This window comes from Mycobacterium sp. E1386 (assembly GCF_001672745.1).
In the GTDB taxonomy this organism is placed as follows: domain Bacteria; phylum Actinomycetota; class Actinomycetes; order Mycobacteriales; family Mycobacteriaceae; genus Mycobacterium.
In genome coordinates this window covers 1-19,425 of record NZ_LZKH01000077.1, presented here as the reverse complement: position 1 = coordinate 19,425, position 19,425 = coordinate 1, and the positions used below count along the sequence as shown (strand labels likewise).

At 67.2% G+C, this 19,425-nt stretch carries 16 protein-coding genes, 1 tRNA gene and 2 pseudogenes; 6 read left to right on the top strand and 13 right to left on the bottom strand.

Features of this window, described 5'->3' with window-relative positions:
* Window positions 1-6: 6 nt before the first annotated feature.
* Window positions 7-189: pseudogene (locus A5709_RS27305) on the top strand (undecaprenyl-phosphate alpha-N-acetylglucosaminyl 1-phosphate transferase); the annotation flags it as partial.
* Here the strand turns inward: A5709_RS27305 and A5709_RS08295 are convergent.
* From A5709_RS08295 to argS, 11 genes and pseudogenes are all read right to left on the bottom strand, one after another.
* Window positions 120-668 (bottom strand): annotated as a pseudogene (locus A5709_RS08295) (undecaprenyl-phosphate alpha-N-acetylglucosaminyl 1-phosphate transferase); the annotation flags it as partial. The pseudogenes A5709_RS27305 and A5709_RS08295 sit on opposite strands and share 70 nt — an antisense overlap.
* Before the next feature lie 28 nt (window positions 669-696).
* A complete protein-coding gene (locus A5709_RS08290; protein WP_067951033.1) occupies window positions 697-1,356 on the bottom strand; it encodes an L-threonylcarbamoyladenylate synthase in 660 nt (219 codons plus the stop codon).
* Window positions 1,349-2,200 (bottom strand): peptide chain release factor N(5)-glutamine methyltransferase, encoded by an 852-nt coding sequence (gene prmC / locus A5709_RS08285; protein WP_068119334.1) that lies wholly within the window; start codon window positions 2,198-2,200, stop codon window positions 1,349-1,351. Before prmC ends, A5709_RS08290 begins: the two co-directional genes overlap by 8 nt.
* Window positions 2,197-3,270 carry a peptide chain release factor 1 gene (gene prfA / locus A5709_RS08280; protein WP_067951036.1) on the bottom strand — a complete coding sequence of 358 codons (1,074 nt, stop codon included), beginning with the start codon at window positions 3,268-3,270 and terminating at the stop codon, window positions 2,197-2,199. Before prfA ends, prmC begins: the two co-directional genes overlap by 4 nt.
* A 100-nt stretch (window positions 3,271-3,370) precedes the next feature.
* Window positions 3,371-3,601, bottom strand: a complete 231-nt coding sequence (gene rpmE, locus A5709_RS08275; RefSeq protein WP_067951093.1) for a 50S ribosomal protein L31 — start codon at window positions 3,599-3,601, stop codon at window positions 3,371-3,373.
* Window positions 3,602-3,792: 191 nt separating this feature from the next.
* Window positions 3,793-5,625: a transcription termination factor Rho gene (gene rho, locus A5709_RS08270; protein WP_067951038.1), complete on the bottom strand. Its 1,833-nt coding sequence runs from the start codon at window positions 5,623-5,625 to the stop codon at window positions 3,793-3,795.
* A gap of 267 nt (window positions 5,626-5,892) precedes the next feature.
* Window positions 5,893-6,828 carry a homoserine kinase gene (gene thrB, locus A5709_RS08265; protein ID WP_067951039.1) on the bottom strand — a complete coding sequence of 312 codons (936 nt, stop codon included), beginning with the start codon at window positions 6,826-6,828 and terminating at the stop codon, window positions 5,893-5,895.
* A gap of 23 nt (window positions 6,829-6,851) precedes the next feature.
* On the bottom strand, window positions 6,852-7,934 hold the full coding sequence (thrC, locus tag A5709_RS08260) for a threonine synthase (protein WP_067951042.1): 1,083 nt from the start codon (window positions 7,932-7,934) through the stop codon (window positions 6,852-6,854).
* Window positions 7,931-9,256, bottom strand: a complete 1,326-nt coding sequence (locus tag A5709_RS08255; RefSeq protein WP_067951044.1) for a homoserine dehydrogenase — start codon at window positions 9,254-9,256, stop codon at window positions 7,931-7,933. The genes thrC and A5709_RS08255 overlap by 4 nt, the downstream gene beginning before the upstream one ends.
* 3 nt (window positions 9,257-9,259) lie before the next feature.
* On the bottom strand, window positions 9,260-10,678 hold the full coding sequence (lysA, locus tag A5709_RS08250) for a diaminopimelate decarboxylase (RefSeq protein ID WP_068119332.1): 1,419 nt from the start codon (window positions 10,676-10,678) through the stop codon (window positions 9,260-9,262).
* Window positions 10,675-12,327 carry an arginine--tRNA ligase gene (gene argS, locus A5709_RS08245; RefSeq protein ID WP_068012696.1) on the bottom strand — a complete coding sequence of 551 codons (1,653 nt, stop codon included), beginning with the start codon at window positions 12,325-12,327 and terminating at the stop codon, window positions 10,675-10,677. Before argS ends, lysA begins: the two co-directional genes overlap by 4 nt.
* Before the next feature lie 115 nt (window positions 12,328-12,442).
* Here argS and A5709_RS08240 point away from each other — a divergent pair.
* Window positions 12,443-12,515, top strand: a tRNA-Arg gene (locus A5709_RS08240).
* Window positions 12,516-12,634: 119 nt separating this feature from the next.
* Here the strand turns inward: A5709_RS08240 and A5709_RS08235 are convergent.
* Window positions 12,635-14,401, bottom strand: a complete 1,767-nt coding sequence (locus A5709_RS08235) for a GNAT family N-acetyltransferase (protein WP_068012698.1) — start codon at window positions 14,399-14,401, stop codon at window positions 12,635-12,637.
* A 90-nt stretch (window positions 14,402-14,491) separates the two neighbouring features.
* Between A5709_RS08235 and A5709_RS08230 the strand changes: the two genes are divergently transcribed.
* Window positions 14,492-15,271, top strand: coding sequence for an alpha/beta fold hydrolase (locus A5709_RS08230; protein ID WP_068012700.1), 780 nt, complete (start codon window positions 14,492-14,494; stop codon window positions 15,269-15,271).
* A gap of 130 nt (window positions 15,272-15,401) precedes the next feature.
* Here A5709_RS08230 and A5709_RS08225 read toward each other — a convergent pair whose 3' ends face one another.
* The gene (locus A5709_RS08225; RefSeq protein WP_068119328.1) at window positions 15,402-16,859 is read right to left on the bottom strand and encodes an MFS transporter; all 1,458 of its coding nucleotides are present in this window, start codon (window positions 16,857-16,859) and stop codon (window positions 15,402-15,404) included.
* A 175-nt stretch (window positions 16,860-17,034) separates the two neighbouring features.
* Between A5709_RS08225 and A5709_RS08220 the strand changes: the two genes are divergently transcribed.
* The 3 genes from A5709_RS08220 to A5709_RS08210 all read left to right on the top strand — a co-directional run.
* The gene (locus A5709_RS08220; protein WP_082973819.1) at window positions 17,035-17,778 is read left to right on the top strand and encodes a GntR family transcriptional regulator; all 744 of its coding nucleotides are present in this window, start codon (window positions 17,035-17,037) and stop codon (window positions 17,776-17,778) included.
* A gap of 12 nt (window positions 17,779-17,790) precedes the next feature.
* Window positions 17,791-18,504, top strand: coding sequence for a phosphonatase-like hydrolase (locus A5709_RS08215; RefSeq protein WP_067951055.1), 714 nt, complete (start codon window positions 17,791-17,793; stop codon window positions 18,502-18,504).
* The coding region (locus A5709_RS08210) for an alcohol dehydrogenase catalytic domain-containing protein (RefSeq protein ID WP_068119325.1) at window positions 18,501-19,425 on the top strand (925 nt) is incomplete at its 3' end. The genes A5709_RS08215 and A5709_RS08210, both read left to right, overlap by 4 nt.

Genomic DNA, 19,425 nt, shown 5'->3' with positions numbered 1-19,425 from the left:
ACGGGCATCGGCCTCATCGACGATCGTTGGGGGCTCGACGCCCTGACGAAGTTCGCCGGCCAGATCACCGCGGCCAGCGTGCTGGTCACCATGGGCGTGGCCTGGAGCGTCCTCTACATCCCGATCGGCGGTGTCGGCACCATCGTGCTGGACCAAGCCTCGTCGATCCTGCTCACGCTGGCGCTCACGGTGTCCATCGTCAACGCGATGAACTTCGTCGACGGACTCGACGGACTGGCCGCGGTGATCTGGCCGGCGAACTTCGTCAGGGCGTCGAGCCCCCAACGATCGTCGATGAGGCCGATGCCCATGATCACCGCGCCGGCCACCAGCACCGCCGGCATACCCGTCGAATAGACGAACCCGCGGGTGAGCGCCGGAAGCTGGGACGCCAGGAAGACCGCCGAAAGGACGCCGAGGAACATCGCCAGTCCGCCCATGCGGGGGGTCGGGGTCACGTGTACGTCACGTTCCCGCGGATAGGCAACCGCACCCAGCCGGGTGGCGAGCACGCGAACGGGACCGGTGGCGAAGTACGTGATGATGGCCGCGGTCAGTCCAACGAGTGCAAGCTCGCGCAGCGGGACACCGGTGCCGCGGTCGGCCAGGGCGAGCAAACCACTGGCAAGGTCGGTTACGTCGCTGGACACGTCGAGACCGTACTGCACCAACCTGGCAACCAGAGAACCGCTCGGGTTAGGCCTGGGCGGTCAGGCTTTCGGGGTCCACGCCGAGCACTTCCGCGATCCGTTCGGCGCTCACCGGGCCGGGCCGCAGGATCCGCGCGGCGGGACCGGTGAGGTCGACGATCGTGGAGGCGGCCTGCTGCTCGGCCGTCCCCGCGTCGAGATAGACGTCGACGAGATCGCCGAGCTGATTACGGGCCTCGCCGGCATCCACCGCGGGCGGACGGCCGGACACGTTCGCGCTGGACACCGCCATGGGCCCGACTTCGCGCAACAGCTCGATGGCGACCGGGTGCAGCGGCATCCGCAGCATCACGGTGCCGCGTGCATCGCCGAGGTCCCACTGCAGCGACGGCGCCTGCGTCACCACCAGGCTCAGCGCGCCCGGCCAGAATGCGCGGATCAGGTCGCGCGCCCCGTCCGGCATGGTGTAGACGAGACCCTCGATGGTGTGCCACGAGCCGACCAGCACGCCGACCGGCATATCGCGTCCCCGCCCCTTCGCCGACAGCAGGGCGGCCACGGCGGCGCTGTTGAAAGCGTCGGCGCCGATGCCGTAGACGGTGTCGGTCGGCATGACGACCAATCGGCCACCCTTAAGCGCCCCTGCCGCCGAGGCGATTCCCCGCGAACGTTGGTCGGGATCGGAGCAGTCGAAGACTTCAGTCATCAGCGCCGCTCCTTCTGCGGGCGGTGACGAACCTCGGCCGGCCGGCCAGGTCATGACGGGCCGCGACGTCATCGAAAAGCCCTGTCTCACAGATCAACTCGACGGTCTGCTGGGACGTCATGTCGTCATGTTCGACGGCAAAGATGCCGCCCGGCCGAAGCCAGCGTCCGGCCAGGCGGACGATGGGGCCGATCACCGCCATTCCGTCCGGGCCGCCGAACACCGCATGACGTGGATCGTGTTGGGCGACTTCGGGTTCCACCGCCGCCGCGTCGGGAAGGTAGGGCGGATTGGCCACCACCAAGTCGACTCCGCCGTCCAGTTCGGGAAGCAGTCCACGGGCTGTGACGTCAGCCCGCAGGAGTTCGACCGGGGTGCCCGCCGCGTTGCGACGCGCGTACTCGAGGGCCGACCCGGAGTCATCGATGCCGATGATCCGCGCCGTGGGGTGGTGCTGGGCCAGCGCCACCGCCAATGCGCCTGAACCGGTGCACAGATCGACGATGACGGGCCGGGCGGGGAGGCGCTGTTCGGTCACCCACGCCAAAAGGGCCTCGGTTTCCGGGCGCGGGATGAAGACGCCGGGACCGACGTGCAGCATCAGCGGTCCGAATGCGGCGGCGCCGGTGAGATGCTGCAGGGGCACCCGCCGGGAGCGTGCGGCCACGACATCGCGGTAACGACCGAGGAAGTCGTCGCCGGGCGAGTCGAGCAAGGCCAGCCGGCCGCGCTCGGTGCCCGTCAGGTGCGCGGCGAGCTCCTCGGCGTCCCAGCGGGCGGAATCGATTCCCGCTTCGGCGAGCGTCGCCGTAGCGGAGTCGATCGCGCGCCGCAACGTACTCATGCCTGTTGCAACCGGGACTGCCTGTCGGCGGCACCCAACGCGTCGAACATCGCGTCCAGGTCCCCGTCGAGTACTTGATCGAGATTGTGTGCCTTGTAACCGATTCGGTGGTCGGTGATCCGGTTCTCCGGGAAGTTGTAGGTGCGAATGCGTTCGCTGCGGTCGACGGTCCGGATCTGGCTGGCCCGGTCGGCCGACGCGTCGGCCAGCGCCTGCTCTTCGGCCAAAGCCTGCAGGCGGGCGGCCAGCACCTGCAACGCCCGCGTCTTGTTCTGCAGCTGTGAGCGTTCGTTCTGGCACGTGACCACGATGCCGGTAGGCAGGTGCGTGATTCGCACCGCGGAGTCGGTGGTGTTCACCCCCTGCCCGCCCTTGCCGGACGAGCGGTACACGTCGATGCGCAGATCCGACTCGTCGATCTGCACCTCGCCCACTTCTTCTGGCTCGGGATAGACCAATACGCCCGCCGCCGAAGTGTGTACGCGGCCTTGGGATTCCGTCACGGGGACGCGCTGCACCCGGTGCACCCCGCCCTCGAACTTCATGCGCGACCACACTCCGTCGGCCGAGTCGCCCTTGCTGGCGATACTGAGCGTCGCGTCCTTATAGCCACCAAGGTCCGACGTCGTCTCGTCCAGCACGGTCACGTTCCAGCCGTGCCGCTCGGCATAGCGGATGTACATCCTGGCCAGATCCGCCGCGAACAAAGCCGATTCCTCGCCGCCCTCGCCGGATTTGACCTCGAGCACGATGTCGTCGGCGTCATGCGGGTCGCGCGGGGCCAGCATGTCGGTGAGTTGGGTGTCCAGTTCGGCGACCCGTGATTCCAGTTCGGGCACCTCGTTGGCGAACGACTCGTCGTCGGCGGCCAACTCGCGCGCCGCCTCCAGGTCACCGCGCGCCGACTCCAGCTTGCGATACGTCGCGACGATCGGAGCCAATCGGGCGAACCGGCGGCCGGCTTTGCGCGCCTCGGCGGGATTGCTGTGCAGGTCGGGATCCGCCAGCCGTTGCTCGAGCTCGGCGTGTTCGGCCAGCAGCACATCAATGGTCTGCACCGGCTGCGTCACATCTCACCTCCTGCCCGTTCAGCCCCGCGTTCTCATTTGCCGTAAACGCAAACCGACGCCCGGCCTGTGCTCTCGCACAGTTCGGGCGTCGGCAACGCAGCTATTTGTCGGTGTTGTCCGCACCCTTGCGCTTGCCGTACCGCTTCTCGAAGCGCGCCACGCGGCCACCGCTGTCCAGAATCTTCTGCTTGCCGGTGTAGAACGGGTGGCACTGCGAGCACACCTCGACAACGATGTTGCCGCCCGGCTTCGTGCTGCGGGTCTGGAACGTGTTTCCGCACCCGCAGTGCACGGTGGTCTCCGCGTAAGCGGGATGAATGTCAGATTTCATGCTGTCCTCTTCGATCTTGTCGAGCACCGATTATGCCGGGTCAACCGCTGTTCTCCCAAACAACGGGGTACCCGTCGGCATTCCCGGCGCCTGGGTTGCGGCGAGACATAAACCATGGCGGGGTTTGCCGGCGTGTCGTCTGCGTGGTTTAAGTGTCGCGGTGACGACACGCCGTAGAACGCGCCCCGCGGTCAGTCGTTGTCCATCGATCCCGGTGTCGTCTTGGATACCTGCACCAGGAACTCGTAGTTGTTCTTGGTCTTGCGCAGCTGCGACATCAGCAGGTCGATGGCCTGGTGAGAGTCCAGACCCGACAGCACGCGGCGCAGCTTGTGCACGATCGCGAACTCGTCCGGCGAGAGCAGCAGCTCGTCCTTGCGGGTACCGGAGGGGTTCACGTCGACCGCCGGGAAGACCCGTCGTTCGGAGATCTTGCGGTCCAGCTTGAGCTCGGCGTTACCGGTGCCCTTGAACTCCTCGAAGATGACGGTGTCACCGGTGGACCCGGTCTCGACCATTGCCGTGGCAATGATCGTCAGCGATCCGCCTTCCTCGATGTTTCGTGCGGCACCCAGGAAACGCTTGGGCGGGTACAGCGCGGTCGAGTCGACACCACCGGAGAGGATCCGGCCCGACGCGGGCGACGCGTTGTTGTAGGCGCGGCCCAGACGGGTGATCGAGTCGAGTAGCACCACCACGTCTTTGCCCTGCTCAACGAGCCGCTTGGCGCGCTCGATGGCCAGTTCGGCGACGGAGGTGTGGTCCGACGGCGGCCGGTCGAAGGTCGAGGCGATGACCTCACCCTTGACGGAACGCGTCATGTCGGTGACCTCCTCGGGGCGCTCATCGACGAGCACGACCATGAGGTGGCATTCCGGGTTGTTCCTGGTGATCGCGTTGGCGATGTCCTGCAGGATGGTCGTCTTACCGGCCTTCGGCGGCGAAACGATCAGGGCGCGCTGGCCCTTACCGATCGGCATGATCAGGTCGATGACCCGGGTGGTCAGCCGGTCCGGGGTGGTTTCCAGGCGAAGCCGCTGGTTCGGGTAGAGCGGCGTCAGCTTGGAGAAATCGGGGCGCTTTTTTGCGTCCTCGACCGGCCCGCCGTTGACACTGTCCAGGCGGACCAGCGGGTTGAACTTCTGACGCTGGTTGGGCTGTTCGCCGTCCTTCGGCACGCGGACCGCGCCGGTCACCGCGTCGCCGCGGCGCAGGCCGTTCTTGCGCACCATGTTCATGGACACGTAGACGTCGTGCGGACCGGCCAGGTAACCGGAGGTGCGGACGAACGCGTAATTGTCGAGAACGTCAAGGATTCCGGCGACCGGCTGCACGACGTCGTCCTCGCGCAGTTCGGTGTCGCCGCCCTCGCCGGACCGCTCACCGCGACGCCTGCGATCGCGGAAGCGGCGACCACGCCTGCCTCCACGACCCTCGCCGTCGTCGTCCTGCTGGTTCGAGCCGCCACGAGGCTGCTGGCCGCCCGAGCCCTGCTGATCACCGCTTTGCTCGCTGCCGGAGTCCTGGCCGCGCTCGTCGCTCTGGTTGTCGCGCTTGCCGCCCTGGCGGGTGTGGTCCTCGCCGGTCGCATTGCCCTCGCGGTTGCGTGAGCGCTCGCCATCCGCTTCGTCGGCGGTGCGGGCTGATCCCGGCTCGCGGGAGGCGCTGCGCCGTTCGCGGCGGGGCGCCTCGGTTGTCGAACCGTTCTGGTGGTCCTCGCCGGAAGGCGCTTCGGCGCCGGCGGCCTCGGACTTGGCGCCGTCCTCGGGGGTGGCAGGGGCGGAAGTCCCGTTGGACTGTCCCCTGATTTCCTTTATGGCGGCGATGAGTTCGTTCTTGCGCATGCCCGACGTTCCCTTGACGCCGACCTCGTTAGCCAACGCGCGCAATTCGGGAAGCACCATGGTCGACAGCGAGCCAACCGTGGCTTTGGTTTTGACATCGGGTGTGTCTGGGGTCACAGCGCTCGGCACCTCGTTGCTTTCGGTGCTCGCGTCAGCCGTGAACAGGTCCGTATCGGTCACGGATTTCCTTTCTTCCCCCGCTGATCAGGTCATCCGGGGGGTTCGTTGCATTCAGCCAAATCGCCGAGTGCGCCCAAATATCGACTCTGCAACGGTGATCGCCTTAATCGGCGGAGTAAGCGGCGAACCTCGTCCACGAGAAGAATTGGTGTTGTCCTAGCGGCAAGGCAGTATGTATGCAGATGCAGATGCTGCGATTGCTGGACGGGTCCGAGGATAGCCCGCATCCTGCCTGGAAGCAAGCAAACCCTCCGGCCACGCTGTGGATCAACCAGGGACTGTGACTCCCGGGCTCCAGCGAACTCCTTCGCCGGCGGTCATCTCAGTGAGGGCAAATCCGTTCGCGGCCCCGTACTCCAGCACTTCCGTGGGTAACTCCTGCGCAATGCTCAGCGCAATCAGCGCCGGACCGGCCCCCGAAAGTGTCGCTGCCACGTTATGACGCCGCAACAGTCGCAAATATTCCGCGGAGGCCGGCATCGCGGGAGCGCGCTGCGGTTGATGGAGCACATCCTCGGTGGCCGGCATGAGCATGTCCGGACGTTCGCTCAACGCCACCACCAGCAAGGCGGCGCGGCTGACGTTGAACCGGGCGTCCTCGTGACTCACCTGGGCGGGCAATAACACCCGGGTCTCCGCGGTCAACGAGCGCTCCTGGGGTATCGCGCAGTACAGCCGGATGTCCGGGTGGAGGCGCACGGGCACCGCGGAATACCGGGGACGGTCACCGGAGCGGTCGATCCAGGAGACCACCGCACCACCCAGCACGGCCGCCGCGGCGTTGTCGGGGTGGCCCTCGAACTCAGAGGACAGCTGGATCAGCTGGGCATCGCTCAGCGGTTTCCAATCCGTCTGCGCCACAAGACCATTGGCCGCAGCCAGGCCTCCGACCACGGCCGCCGCGGAAGAGCCCAGACCGCGGGAGTGCGGAATGGCATTGCGGCAGCGGACCACCAGGCCCGGGGCGTGGACGCCCACGGCGCGCAGTCCGCATTCCACGGCGCGCACCACCAGGTGTTCGGGGCCCCGCGGCACCTGTTCGGCACCCTCCCCTTCGACCAGCACGACCAGGCCGGAATCCGTTGTCTCCACGACGATCTCATCGCAGAGGCTCAGCGCCAAACCGATGCTGTCGAAACCGGGACCGAGGTTGGCACTGGACGCCGACACCACGGCGCTCGCTACCAGCCCGGCGGGCAGCATCTGGCTCACCGACAGGTTCTCATTCAGGAGAGCCCCAGCTTCTCGACGACGAGCACCGGATCAACCGGCAGCGGGGAGACGGTCGGCATGTCCTTCAGCGCCGTGTCGGGGTCCTTGAGGCCATTGCCGGTCACCGTACACACCACGGTCGATCCGCGCGCGACCCAACCGTCGTCAACGGCCTTGAGCAGACCCGCGATGCTGGCCGCCGAGGCGGGCTCGACGAAGACGCCTTCACTTTCGGCCACCAGGTGATACGCCGCGAGGATCTCCTCGTCGGTGGCGGCCAGAAACCGTCCGTTGGACTGCTGCTGCGCGTTGACCGCGGCCGCCCACGAGGCGGGCGCGCCGATCCGTATCGCGGTCGCGATCGTCTCGGGGTTGCTGACCGGGGCGCCGTGTACCAGTGGCGCGGCGCCGGCCGCCTGGGTGCCCAGCATCCGGGGCAGCTTGTCGATCACGCCGTCCTGGTGGTACTCGGTGTAGCCCTTCCAGTACGCGGTGATGTTGCCCGCGTTGCCCACCGGAAGAGCGTGCACGTCCGGCGCGGCACCCAGCGCGTCGACGATCTCGAACGCCGCCGTCTTCTGGCCCTCGATGCGGACCGGGTTGACGGAGTTGACCAACGCGATCGTCGGGAAGTCGGCGGCCATTTTGCGAGCCAGTTCCAGGCAGTCGTCGAAGTTGCCGTCGATCTGAATGATCTTGGCGCCGTGCATGACCGCCTGCGCCAGCTTGCCCATCGCGATCTTGCCCTGCGGGATGAGCACCGCGCAGGTGATGCCCGCGCGTGCGGCGTATGCCGCCGCCGACGCCGAGGTATTGCCGGTCGAGGCGCACAACACGGCCTGTTGGCCCCGCGCCAGTGCGTCGGTGACCGCCATGGTCATGCCCCGGTCCTTGAACGAGCCGGTCGGGTTGAGGCCCTCGACCTTTAGGTGGACCGTGCAGCCGGTCTTTTCCGAGAGACGAGTTGCCGCGATCAGCGGGGTGCCGCCCTCGAGCAGGGTGACCGGGGTCCAGTCGTCGCCGACCGGCAGCCGGTCGCGGTACGCCGCGATCAGTCCGGGCCACGGTTGGTGCACGGCGGTATGCGGGACGCTCATGAACCGGTCTCTTCCAATCGCAGCACACTGGTAACGCCTTGCACGACATCCAAATCCGCCAGCGCATCGACGGTTTCGGAGAGCGCGGCGTCGGTGGCGCTGTGGGTGACCACCACGACACGGGCGCCCACCCGTCGCCCGCCCTCGTCGGACACGCCCTCCTGCCGGACCTCGGCGATGCTCACCTCGCGCTTGGCGAATTCGGCCGCCACCGTGGACAACACTCCGGGCTTGTCGGCGACGTTCATGCTGACGTAGTAGCGGGTGTTGATGAAACCCATTGGGGCGATGGGAAGCTGGGCGTACTTGGATTCTTTCGGCCCGCGGCTGCCCAGCACCCGGTTGCGGGCGGCCATCACCAAGTCACCGGTGACCGCGGATGCGGTGGGTGCGCCACCGGCGCCCTGCCCGTAGAACATCAGCCGACCGGCCGCCTTGGCCTCGACCACCACGGCGTTGAACGCCCCGTTGACGGTGGCCAACGGGTGCGACAACGGCACCAGCGCCGGGTAGACGCGGGCCGAGACCCGTTCCTGTCCATCGTCGCCCGGGATGCGCTCGCAGATGGACAGCAGCTTGATGGTGCAGCCCAGCGACCGCGCGGAGACGAAGTCGGCCGGGGTGATTTTGGTGATGCCCTCGCGATAGACGTCGTCGGCGGTGACTCGGGTGTGAAAGGCGATCGATGCCAGGATCGCGGCTTTGGCCGCGGCGTCGTAGCCTTCGACGTCGGCCGTGGGATCGGCCTCGGCGTAGCCCAGCGCGCTCGCCTCGGCCAGCGCGGTCTGGTAGTCGGCGCCGGTGCTGTCCATTGCGGACAGGATGTAGTTGGTGGTGCCGTTGACGATGCCGGCGACCCGCAGCACGGTGTCACCCGCCAGCGACTGGGTAAGCGGGCGGATGACCGGGATCGCACCGGCAACCGCCGCCTCGAAATACAGGTCGACGTGGGCGTTTTCGGCGGCCTGCGCCAATTCCCCGGTGGAGGTCGCCAGCAGCGCCTTGTTCGCCGTGACGACGGATTTGCCGTGCTCGAGCGCGCGCAGGATGGCCTTGCGGGCAGGTTCGACCGGCCCCATCAGCTCCAAGACGATGTCGACGTCCTCGCGGGAGACGAGTTCCTCGATGTTGTCGGTGAGCAACTCGATCGGGACACCGCGGTCGGCGGCGACCCGCCGCACTCCGACGCCGCGCAACACCAGCGGCGCGCCCACCCGAGCCGCGAGGTCGTCGGCGCTGTCCTCGATGATGCGGACAACTTCGCTTCCGACGTTGCCGAACCCGAGTACCGCTACGCCGACCGGCTTTTCGTCACGGGGCACAGTTCACCTCACTTCCAGACTCAATAGATCGTCAACCGTCTCGCGGCGCAGGATCAGGCGGGACCGCCCCGCGCGTACCGCCACCACCGCCGGCCGGCAGATCATGTTGTAGCGGCTCGACAGCGAATAGCAGTACGCGCCGGTCGCCGCGACCCCGAGCAGGTCACCGGGCCGAAGGTCGTCGGGCACCCACGCGTCGCGCACCACGATGTCACCGGTCTCGCAATGCTTTCCGACGATCCGCGCCAGCGTCGCCGGTGCGTCGCTGTCGCGCGAGACGAGCCGTGCGTCGTACTGCGCGTCATAGAGCGCGGTGCGAATGTTGTCGCTCATCCCGCCGTCGACGCTGACATAACGGCGTTGGGCTGTGCTGCTCACGTCGACGTCCTTGACGGTGCCCACCTCATACAGGGTGATGGTTCCGGGCCCGGCGATGGCACGTCCGGGCTCCACCACCAGCCTCGGGGTGGGCAGCCCCACGGCCGCCGACTCGTTGCCGACGATGGCCGTCAGCTTGGCCGCCAGTTCGGCCACCGGCGGCGGGTCGTCGGTTCCCAGGTATGAAATCCCCAGTCCCCCACCGAGATCTACGGTCGAAATCTGCCCCGTCTTGTCGACGCCGAATTCGTCGACGATTTGCTGCAGCAATCCGATGACGCGATGCGCGGCGACCTCGAAACCGTCGACGTCAAAGATCTGGGAGCCGATGTGGCTGTGCAGGCCCACCAGTCGCAGGTGGTCGGTGGCGAACACCCGGCGCACCGCGGCCATCGCCGCGCCGCTGGCCACCGACAGTCCGAACTTCTGGTCTTCGTGTGCCGTGGAGATGAACTCGTGCGTGTGCGCCTCGACCCCGACCGTGAGCCGGACGTAGACATCCTGGACGACGCCGGCCTCCCCCGCGATGGCATCGAGGCGCTCGATTTCGGTCATCGAGTCCAGCACGATCTGCCCGACACCCACTTTGACCGCCGCGGTCAGCTCCGCGACGGATTTGTTGTTGCCGTGGAAGGTGATCCGCTCTGGCGGGAAGTCGGCGTGCAGCGCGACCGCGAGCTCGCCGCCTGTGGACACGTCGAGCGAGAGGCCTTCCTCATCAACCCAGCGCGCGATCTCGCTGCACAGGAAGGCCTTCGCCGCGTAGCAGACGTTGCGCCCACCGCCGAAGGCCGTCGCCAGCTCGCGGCAGCGGGAACGGAAGTCGTCCTCGTCGACGACGAACAGCGGGGTGCCGTACTCCTGGGCGAGCTGGGTCACCGGGATTCCGGCGAGGCTCGCCACACCCGTGTCGTCGCGAATGATGTTGCGCGGCCACACATTCGGCGCGAGCCGCAGCAGCTCGTCGGGGGATTGCGGTCGCGGCGGGCTGTTGGGGGGTCGGGTCTCTTCGGCGTGCCGCGGACCGGCCGGGTGTACGTTCACATTCGCTCCGGAGCGGTGACGCCCAGGATCGTCAGCCCGTTGGCGATGACCTGGCGGGTGGCCTCGCACAGCGCCAGGCGCGCGGTGTGCAGGTCGGTGGGTTGTTCGTCGCCCTGGGGGAGAACACGGCACGAGTCGTAGAACCGGTGGTAGTCGCCGGCCAGGTCTTCCAGGTAGCGGCAGACCCGGTGCGGTTCCCGCAGGGACGCAGCCGTTTCCAGCACGCGGGGGAATTCGCCGATGCTACGCAACAGCGTCCCCTCCTTGTCGTGGCTGAGCAGCTCGAGGTGACCGGTGTCGGGCACCAGGCCGAGTTCGGCGGCGTTGCGGGCCAGCGCCGACAGCCGGGCATGCGCGTATTGCACGTAGTAGACCGGGTTTTCGTTCGAGGCCGACGACCACAGCGCCAGGTCAATGTCGATCGGGGTGTCGACCGAGGAGCGGATGAGGCTGTAGCGCGCCGCGTCGACGCCGATCGCCTCGACCAGGTCGTCGAGCGTGATGACCGTTCCGGCCCGCTTGCTCATCCGGACCGGCGCGCCGTCGCGGACCAGGTTGACCATCTGCCCGATCAGGACCTCGACGGTCGCCGGGTCATCACCGAACGCGGCGGCTACGGCCTTGAGCCGGGCGATGTATCCGTGGTGGTCGGCGCCGAGCATGTAGATGCACAGGTCGAAGCCGCGCTGCCGCTTGTCCAGGTAATAGGCGATGTCACCGGCGATGTAGGCGGGCTTGCCGTCGCTCTTGATCACGACGCGGTCTTTGTCGTCACCAAAAGCGCTGGTGCGCAACCAGCTTGCGCCGTCTTTCTCGTAGATGTTGCCCGTCTCACGCAACCGGGCGATGGCCTGGTCGACCCGGCCGCTGGTGTGCATCGAGTCTTCGTGGGTGTAGACGTCGAAGTCGGTGCCGAACTCGTGCAACGACTCCTTGATGTGGGTGAACATCAGGTCGACGCCGATTGCGCGGAACGTCTCGCGCATGTCGGGGTCGGGCAGGTTCAGCGCGTCGGGCGCCTTCTGCAGCACCTGCGCGGCGATGTCGTTGATGTAGGCGCCGGCATAGCCGTCCTCGGGCGTCGATTCGCCCTTGGCGGCGGCGATCAGCGAGCTGGCGAACCGGTCGATCTGGGCGCCGTGGTCGTTGAAGTAGTACTCGCGCTCGACATCGGCGCCCTGGGTGGCCAGCAGCCGTCCCAAGGCATCGCCGACGGCGGCCCAGCGGGTGCCGCCGATGTGGATGGGTCCGGTGGGGTTGGCCGAGACAAACTCCAGGTTGATCTTGTGGCCGCCCTGCGCGTCGGAGTGGCCGAAGGTGTCGCCGGCGTCGAGGACGGCGTTGACGATCTTGGCCTGCGCCGACGTCTCGAGGCGCAGGTTGATGAATCCGGGCCCGGCCACCTCCGCCGAGGCGACGCCGTCGGCCTGTGCGAGCGCCTCGGCCAGCCATCCAGCCAGTTCACGGGGGTTGGCGCCGACCTTCTTGCCCAGCTGCAGCGCCAGGTTGCTGGCGTAGTCGCCGTGCTCGGGATTACGGGGCCGCTCCACGGTGACCGTCGCCGGCAACGCGGCAGCATCCAGCCCGCGCTCGGCCAGCACCGCGGAGGCGGTGGACTTGAGCAGCTCAGCGAGGTCAGCGGGGGTCACGAGCGTCCATCCTATTGGCTGAGGTGCCCGCGCCCCGAATCCATTGCGGTGACGAAGCGGCCACCAACATGCGCTAGTCTGGCGGGGCCCAATGGCGCAACACCGAAGTCGTAGCGCCCCCGTAGCTCAGGGGATAGAGCGTCTGCCTCCGGAGCAGAAGGCCGCAGGTTCGAATCCTGCCGGGGGCACTCATGTTCTTGCAGGTCAGACGGTATCCGTTAGTCAGCTCGGCTGATGAAAACGCCGTTTCGGGCCTCAGTGTCACTGGCGTCGCGCAGCCGCGTCGGTCGCACACCGGCCACTTTGCTTAGATGGTGCGTTTCAGCCCTACGTGCGCGGCGTGGTACCCGAGCCGGCCATAGAACGCCCGAGCCCTTTCGCGAGCCTCGTCTGTGGTCACCTGCGCCAGCCGTGCCCCGTGGGCTCGGCCGTAGTTGTGTGCCCACTCGACGAGTGCGGTACCAAGACCCTGTGCGCGTTCGGCTTTGGCGACCCGTAATCCCTCGATCTGCAGCCGGGTGGAGCCGCCGCGGGACAGGCCGGGAATGATCGTCAATTGCGCGGTCGCGACGACCATGTCGGAACTGTTCAGGACGACTCCGAGATAGTTGGATCGGTTGCGAACGACGATGTCGTAGGCCGCCTCGTAGCGTTCGAGTTCGGCGTCTTCGCGATCCTGACCGAATTCGTCGTCGGAGAGCAGCTGGGCGATCACCCCCACGTCTTCGCGCGTCGCGCGCTGCACACGATATGTGCGGCCCCCTACCCGCAGCAGTCCTCGAACCGAGGACTGGGCCAGTGCCTGTAGGCGCGCCACCAACAGGTCCAGCCACGCCCCCACGTTGGTTCGTGCCTCCGCGGTATCCGGGTAGCGGCATCGCAGATGTAGCCCGGACTCGTCCTGGATGAACCAGAGCATGACGCCGTCGGTGTCAACGCTCGCGCTCACATACTGGGCGTCGAGTCCGACCGAGTCGATGCGCACCGGAAGTCTGCTTTGGTCCAGCCAGGAAATCGCGAACATGCCGGGCGCGATGGGCATTCCACCCCACGGAGCCAGTACGTCGGCCAGTGGCCAGGAACCAAGCTGCACGGCCTCTTTGACGGCGGCGGCCGCGGCGTGCGGCTCGGCAACCGCCGACTCCAGGACCGAATTGGTGATGAACCAGCCCACCGAGTCGTGCCATTTGTCTTCAAATCGGCTGTGCACGGGGAAGACCGCGCGCAGCGGCACCCCGGCCAACTCGCGGGTCACCGCAGTCATGGCGACCACAGCGAGTGCCAGCGTCGAGACACCGTCTTCGCGTGCCTGCGCCGCGAACGCGGCGCCGTCATCGACATCGAACACGTCACGCACCTCAACGCGTTCCGGATGCGGCCCCGACCCACCCAACGGCAGCGGGAACCGTGGCATCACTCCACCGCTGTCGCTGATGATTTGTGCCCATCGCGCGCGCACGCTGTCCGGTGCGGCGGGAAGGTCCAGCAGTGCTTGCGTGTGCACGACAAATGCGGGCGGCGGCTGCAGCAACGACGTACGTCCGATCCGCGCGTCGGCGAGCATCGACAACAGGTCCCGGGCGATCACCAGCATCGACCACATGTCCACGTGGGCGTGGTCGGCAGCGATCACCACCGTCGATCCGGCGGCAGTCTCCAACACACACAATCGATGTGAGGGCCGCTCATAGGGCGAGCACGTCGCATTGAGAACTACTCGCAGTGCGTCGTTGACCGCCTGGCCCGGGCTGATCTCATGCTCTACCCACTTGCCTGGGTGAATATCGATCTCGTTCAGCTGCGGATCGCCGTCCACCCCAGGTGTGAATGCCGTTCGTAAGGTGCCGTGGCGGGCGATCACAGCCAGCCACGCATCGGCCAACGATTGGCGGCTGACCCCCGCCGGCAACCGAATGGACAGAGCCATCCAGGAGCCGGGTCGCGCGCCCGCGCCAACGTGTATGCGCTGGTCGAAAGACACCGGGAGCTGCCGGCCGAGGTCAGACACCGACACGTCGTAGCCCCAGAGTCGTCCAAAGGGCAGCCGCAGGTGCGCCACGTTCGTCAGCCGCATGGCGGTACCCTAACGCCCCAGTTAGCCTGAGTGCTCGGTCTGCGCGGTCGGCTCCGGGGCGAGCCGACCGGTCATGAGAAGAGTTGCGTGATGTCCACTTTCGTGGTTCCCGGAGCAGAGCTTGCGGTTGAACTGAGCGACGAAGGTGGTCATCCGGTAGTTCAGCTGCACGGGCTTACCTCCAGCCGCGCGCGTGACCGGGTGCTCAATCTCGACCTCGGCAGGGGCCTCAGCGGGACCCGACTGCTGCGGTACGACGCACGCGGCCATGGCAAGTCGACTGGGCGCAAGGTCCCGGAGGATTACCGATGGGAAAGCCTTGCCGAGGATCTTCTGCAGCTGCTCGACAAGTGGTTTCCCGGCGAACGGGTGCACGGAGTCGGCCCGTCCATGGGTACCGGCACGCTGCTGCACGCGGCTGCCCGCGAGCCGGACCGCTTCGCCGGCCTCACGCTCATGGTGCCGGCCACCGCGTGGGAAACCCGGCCCGCGCAGGCGGCGATCTACCGGGTTGCGGCCGAAGTTATCGAAACCGAGGGAGTCGGGGCATTCATCGCGTCGGCGCGTGGGGCGATTCCGCCGCCGGCCACGGTCGGCGCGCCCGAAACAGTTCCCGATGTGGCCGACGCGCTGCTGCCGTCACTGTTTCGGGGCGCGGCTCTCAGCGACCTGCCCGCTCGCGAAGCGGTCGCACGAATCGATGTGCCGACGAAGATTCTGGCCTGGGTCGGCGACCCGGCCCATCCGATGTCGACAGCGGAATCGCTTGCCGCACTGATGCCGCGGTCAACGCTCACCGTGGCGCACACCCCGGCCGATGTCGAGACCTGGCCCCAGATCCTGAGCCAAGACGTCGCCCGCAGAGGCTGACTTGTGCGCGGACGCCACGTCGGCTTGTGCCTGGTCCGCGTCGGCGTCTTGCATGGTGTAGGTGCCCCAGCGGCGCTGAAGCATCCGGATCCCGCCGGGGGCACTTCGGAGAAGCTGCGCTGACGTGCGGTTATGGACAACCTTCGCGTGGCAGGTACTGCGCTTGAACCAGTCTTCCGGCGCGTTGACGCGCGGGAGCTGTCGCAACAGTCGTGAGTTTCAGGTCTTCACTGACCTCGTCGAGCGCACGGCCGCGTGGTTCCGGGAGCAAGAGTGTCGTCGCGATCGCCGCGACGTAGCAGCCGAACGCAAACAGCGTCACTGCCCGTAATCCCGAAGACGCCAGGATAAGCGGCACCACGAGCGCTCCCCCGAATGCGCCGACCTTGGCGACACCCGACGACAGGCCGTGCAGGCTGCTGCGGACGGCAGTCGGGTACGACTCGGCGGCCAGCAGCATGGTGGTGTAGTTCGGACCGAACGCGATGCCGAACAACGAGAGACCGAAGACAATCCCGAAGGGCAGGACGGCGGTGCTCAGGCTGGGCACCATGGTGATCAGCAGCATGGCCAATCCACACAACCCGAAGCCGATGATTTGGAGTCGACGCCGCGGCCATCGGTCGAGAACGAAGAGTCCGGCGACGGCGCCGACCAGGCTGAAGCAGACGACGAGCACGGCGTTCAGCGCGATGTTGGACAGCGTGGAACCGTGCGGGCTGATGGTCTTGATCAGCAGCGGCTGACTCACCGAGTTGCCGTACACCGCGACGTTGAAGAAGAACCAGCTTCCGGCGGTGCCCAGCAGGGTGATGAGCACCTTGCGATTCGTCAACGCCAACCGCAGCCCACTGACCGAAACCTTAGAAACCGTTGCTGCACTGAATGTTTGGTTGCCCGCCTCGGCGAACTTCTCGAAGTCCTGGCGCGCCTGACGCTCGTCACCATGCTCGGCCGTCCAACGGGGCGACTCCGGCATGTGGCGGCGCTGGTAGAGAACCAGCATCGACGGCAGTACACCCAACCCGAGGATCAGTCGCCAGGCCAGGTCGTTGTCGACACCGACCGCGAGGACCAGCAGGCTCACGAGGTAGGCGCAGACCTGGCCGAACACATAAAACAGGAACGTCATGCCGACGAGTTGGCCACGGTTTCGCGCATTGGCGTACTCGGTAATGATGACGCCGCTGGCCGGGTAGTCACCGCCGATGCCCACGCCGAGGATCAGTCGGCCGACCAACAACACCGTGAAGTTCGGGGCGAACGCCGACACCAGGGCCCCGATGATCATCAGCACGGCTTCGAGCCCGTACACGCGCCGGCGGCCGAAGAGGTCGCCGAGCCGGCCGAATACCATCGCGCCCACCGCGACCGCGAGAAGCGTCGAGCTGGTCAGCATCGAGATCTGACCGCTGCCGAGGTGGAACTGCGGTGCGGCCAGTAGCGTCACCGAGCCAATGACGTTGAGGTCATAGGAGTCGGTGAAGAAACCCGCCCCGGCTGTCGCCGCTGCCTTGAAGTGGAACACGCCGAGTTTCGCGTCGTCGATGGACTTCCCGACGCTCTCGTTGCTGGCGACGTCAGTCATTGGGGCTCCGATTCCAAGGGCGCCGACTTGTCATTACAAGAACCCTCCGACAGAGGTTCAGCAGCTGTCAACACCGGAACGTACTGGGCCGCAAATGTTCAGATTCTCTTAACCAACAGGATGATTCAAAAGTTAGCCCGGGTGAAGCCCTCGGCCACACATGTATAGTCAAGTCGTGGCAACGGCACTGCACGAGGTCATCGCCGACAGCCTGAGGGAACAGATCCGCCTCGGTGAATTGGTCGTGGGCGCCCCGCTGCCCTCGGAGTCTCGGCTGTGCGAACAGTGGAACGCGTCGCGCGGACCGGTGCGCCAAGCACTGGCCACCCTGCGCGCCGAGGGTGTCATCGCCGGCGGGCGCGGCAAACCGCCGGTGGTCTGCTCCACCGCGACCGGACAGCCCTTCGACACCCTGCTGTCGTATTCGGCTTGGGCGCACTCGATCGGCCGTACGCCCGGGCAGCGGACCCTGGAATTGGCGCTGCGGCGGGCCGACCAGCACGCCGCCTCGGTGCTGCACGTCGACGTCGATGCGCCGGTCGTCGAGGTGTTGCGGCTGCGCTACCTCGACGACGAGCCCGCGATGCTCGAGCGCGCCGTATTCGTCGAGCACGTCGGTCGGCGCCTGTTCGACTTCGACTGCGATTCGGGATCCCTTTGGGCATACCTGCTTTCACAGGGTGTGCAGTTCGCCCGGGCGTCCCATGTGATCGACGCGGTGGCCGCCGACGCGCTGGACGCGCAGCACCTCGGTGTGCCCGAGGGAGTTCCGTTGCTGCGTCAGGAGCGAACAACGCGAAGCCCGGTCGGCGAGGTCCTCGAATACCACGACGACCGATACCTGCCAGGGCTGGTCAGTTTCACCCTCGAAAACACCCTGGACGCGCGCTGCGCCCTGACGCGCAACGCCAAGCCCTAAGGAGTCGAGCACATGACGATCTTCCCGCCCGAGGTTGTGGTTCTGGACATGGCGGGCACCACGATCGACGACGGTCAGCAGGTCTACCGCGTGCTCGCCGAGACCGCGAGCGCCCACGGGGCATCGCCGTCGGAGGCCGACATCGCCCGCTGGCACGGTGCCTCGAAACACGAAGCGCTGCGCGAACTACTCACCTCCCGCTCCGGCACGCCCCCGAGCGTGGGAGAACTGGAAGTGGTGGTCGCCGATTTTCATGCCCGGCTCAGCACCGCCTACGCCGCCGATCACCCGCCGCACCCGCTGCCGGGGGTCGTTGAGGCTCTGTCCACGTTGCGCGAGCGTGGTGTGAAGGTCGCGCTGACAACGGGATTCGACCGAGTCATCGTCGAATCGCTGCTATCGGCGCTGGGCTGGATGGGCGACGCGGTGGCGGACACCGTCGTCTGCGGCAGCGATGTGGCCGCCGGCCGCCCCGCGCCCTACATGATCTTTCGGGCCATGGAACGGCTGGGTGTGACCGATGTGGCGCGCGTCCTGGTCGCCGGAGACACTCCCCGCGACCTCGAAGCCGGGACCAACTCCGGTGCCGCGATGGTGGTGGGCGTCCTCTCGGGAGCCAGTGACGCCGACGAACTCGGCGCCCACCGGCACACCCACCTGCTGCCTTCGGTGGCCGACCTGCCCGGCCTGCTCGGCGTGCGCCCGGTGGCGGTGAGCGCTCCATGACCAGCGCGACCCTCGACCGGCGAATCGACACCACCGCCGCGGCAGTATGGCGCGGCGGTGACCGGATCGCCGTCGAGCGCGTGGCGGTGCCGCCATTGGGCCCGTCCGACGTGCTCGTCCGGGTGCGCCTGGCCACCGTGTGCGGCAGCGACCGGCACACCGTCAGCGGCCATCGTGTACAACCGTGCCCGTCGATCCTCGGCCACGAGGCCGTCGGTGAGGTCGTTGAAGTCGGCCAGGCAGGCAGGCGCGACGTCGACGGTCATGATCTGCACCCCGGCCAACGCGTCATCTGGTCGATCACGCTGCCCTGCCAAACCTGTGACCGCTGCCGCGCCGGGGTCACCGCCAAATGCCGCACTGTCCGCAAGGCCGGGCACGAGGCGCTCGACTCGGACTGGGCGTTGTCCGGCTCCTATGCCGAATATGTCTTCCTGCCAAGCAATTTGGCGATCGCGGTCGTTGACTACGAGCTCAGTGACGCCGTCGCCGCTCCCGCCGCCTGCGCGACGGCCACGGTCATGGCGGTGATCGACCGCGCGGGGCCGCTGACTGGCAGGCAGGTCATCGTCGTAGGGGTCGGCATGCTCGGACTCACCGCTGTCGCGGCTGCGGCCTCGGCCGGCGCCTCGGCGGTCACGGCGGTCGATCCCAGCACCGAACGAAGGCAGCTGGCAAGGCAATTCGGCGCTACCGACGAGGCGGCATCGGCACACGACGTGGAAAGCTGCGACGTCTTGTTGGAGTTCTCCGGCTCATCGGCGGCCTTGCAGACCGGATTGGCCGCGCTGGATGGCCAGGGCGTCGCCGTCCTCGCCGGTTCCGTCGCCCCTAATGGCGCCATCGCGCTCGACCCCGAGCAAGTCGTCCGCCGGCAGCTGTCGATCTTCGGCGTGCACAATTACGAGCCGCGGCACCTCA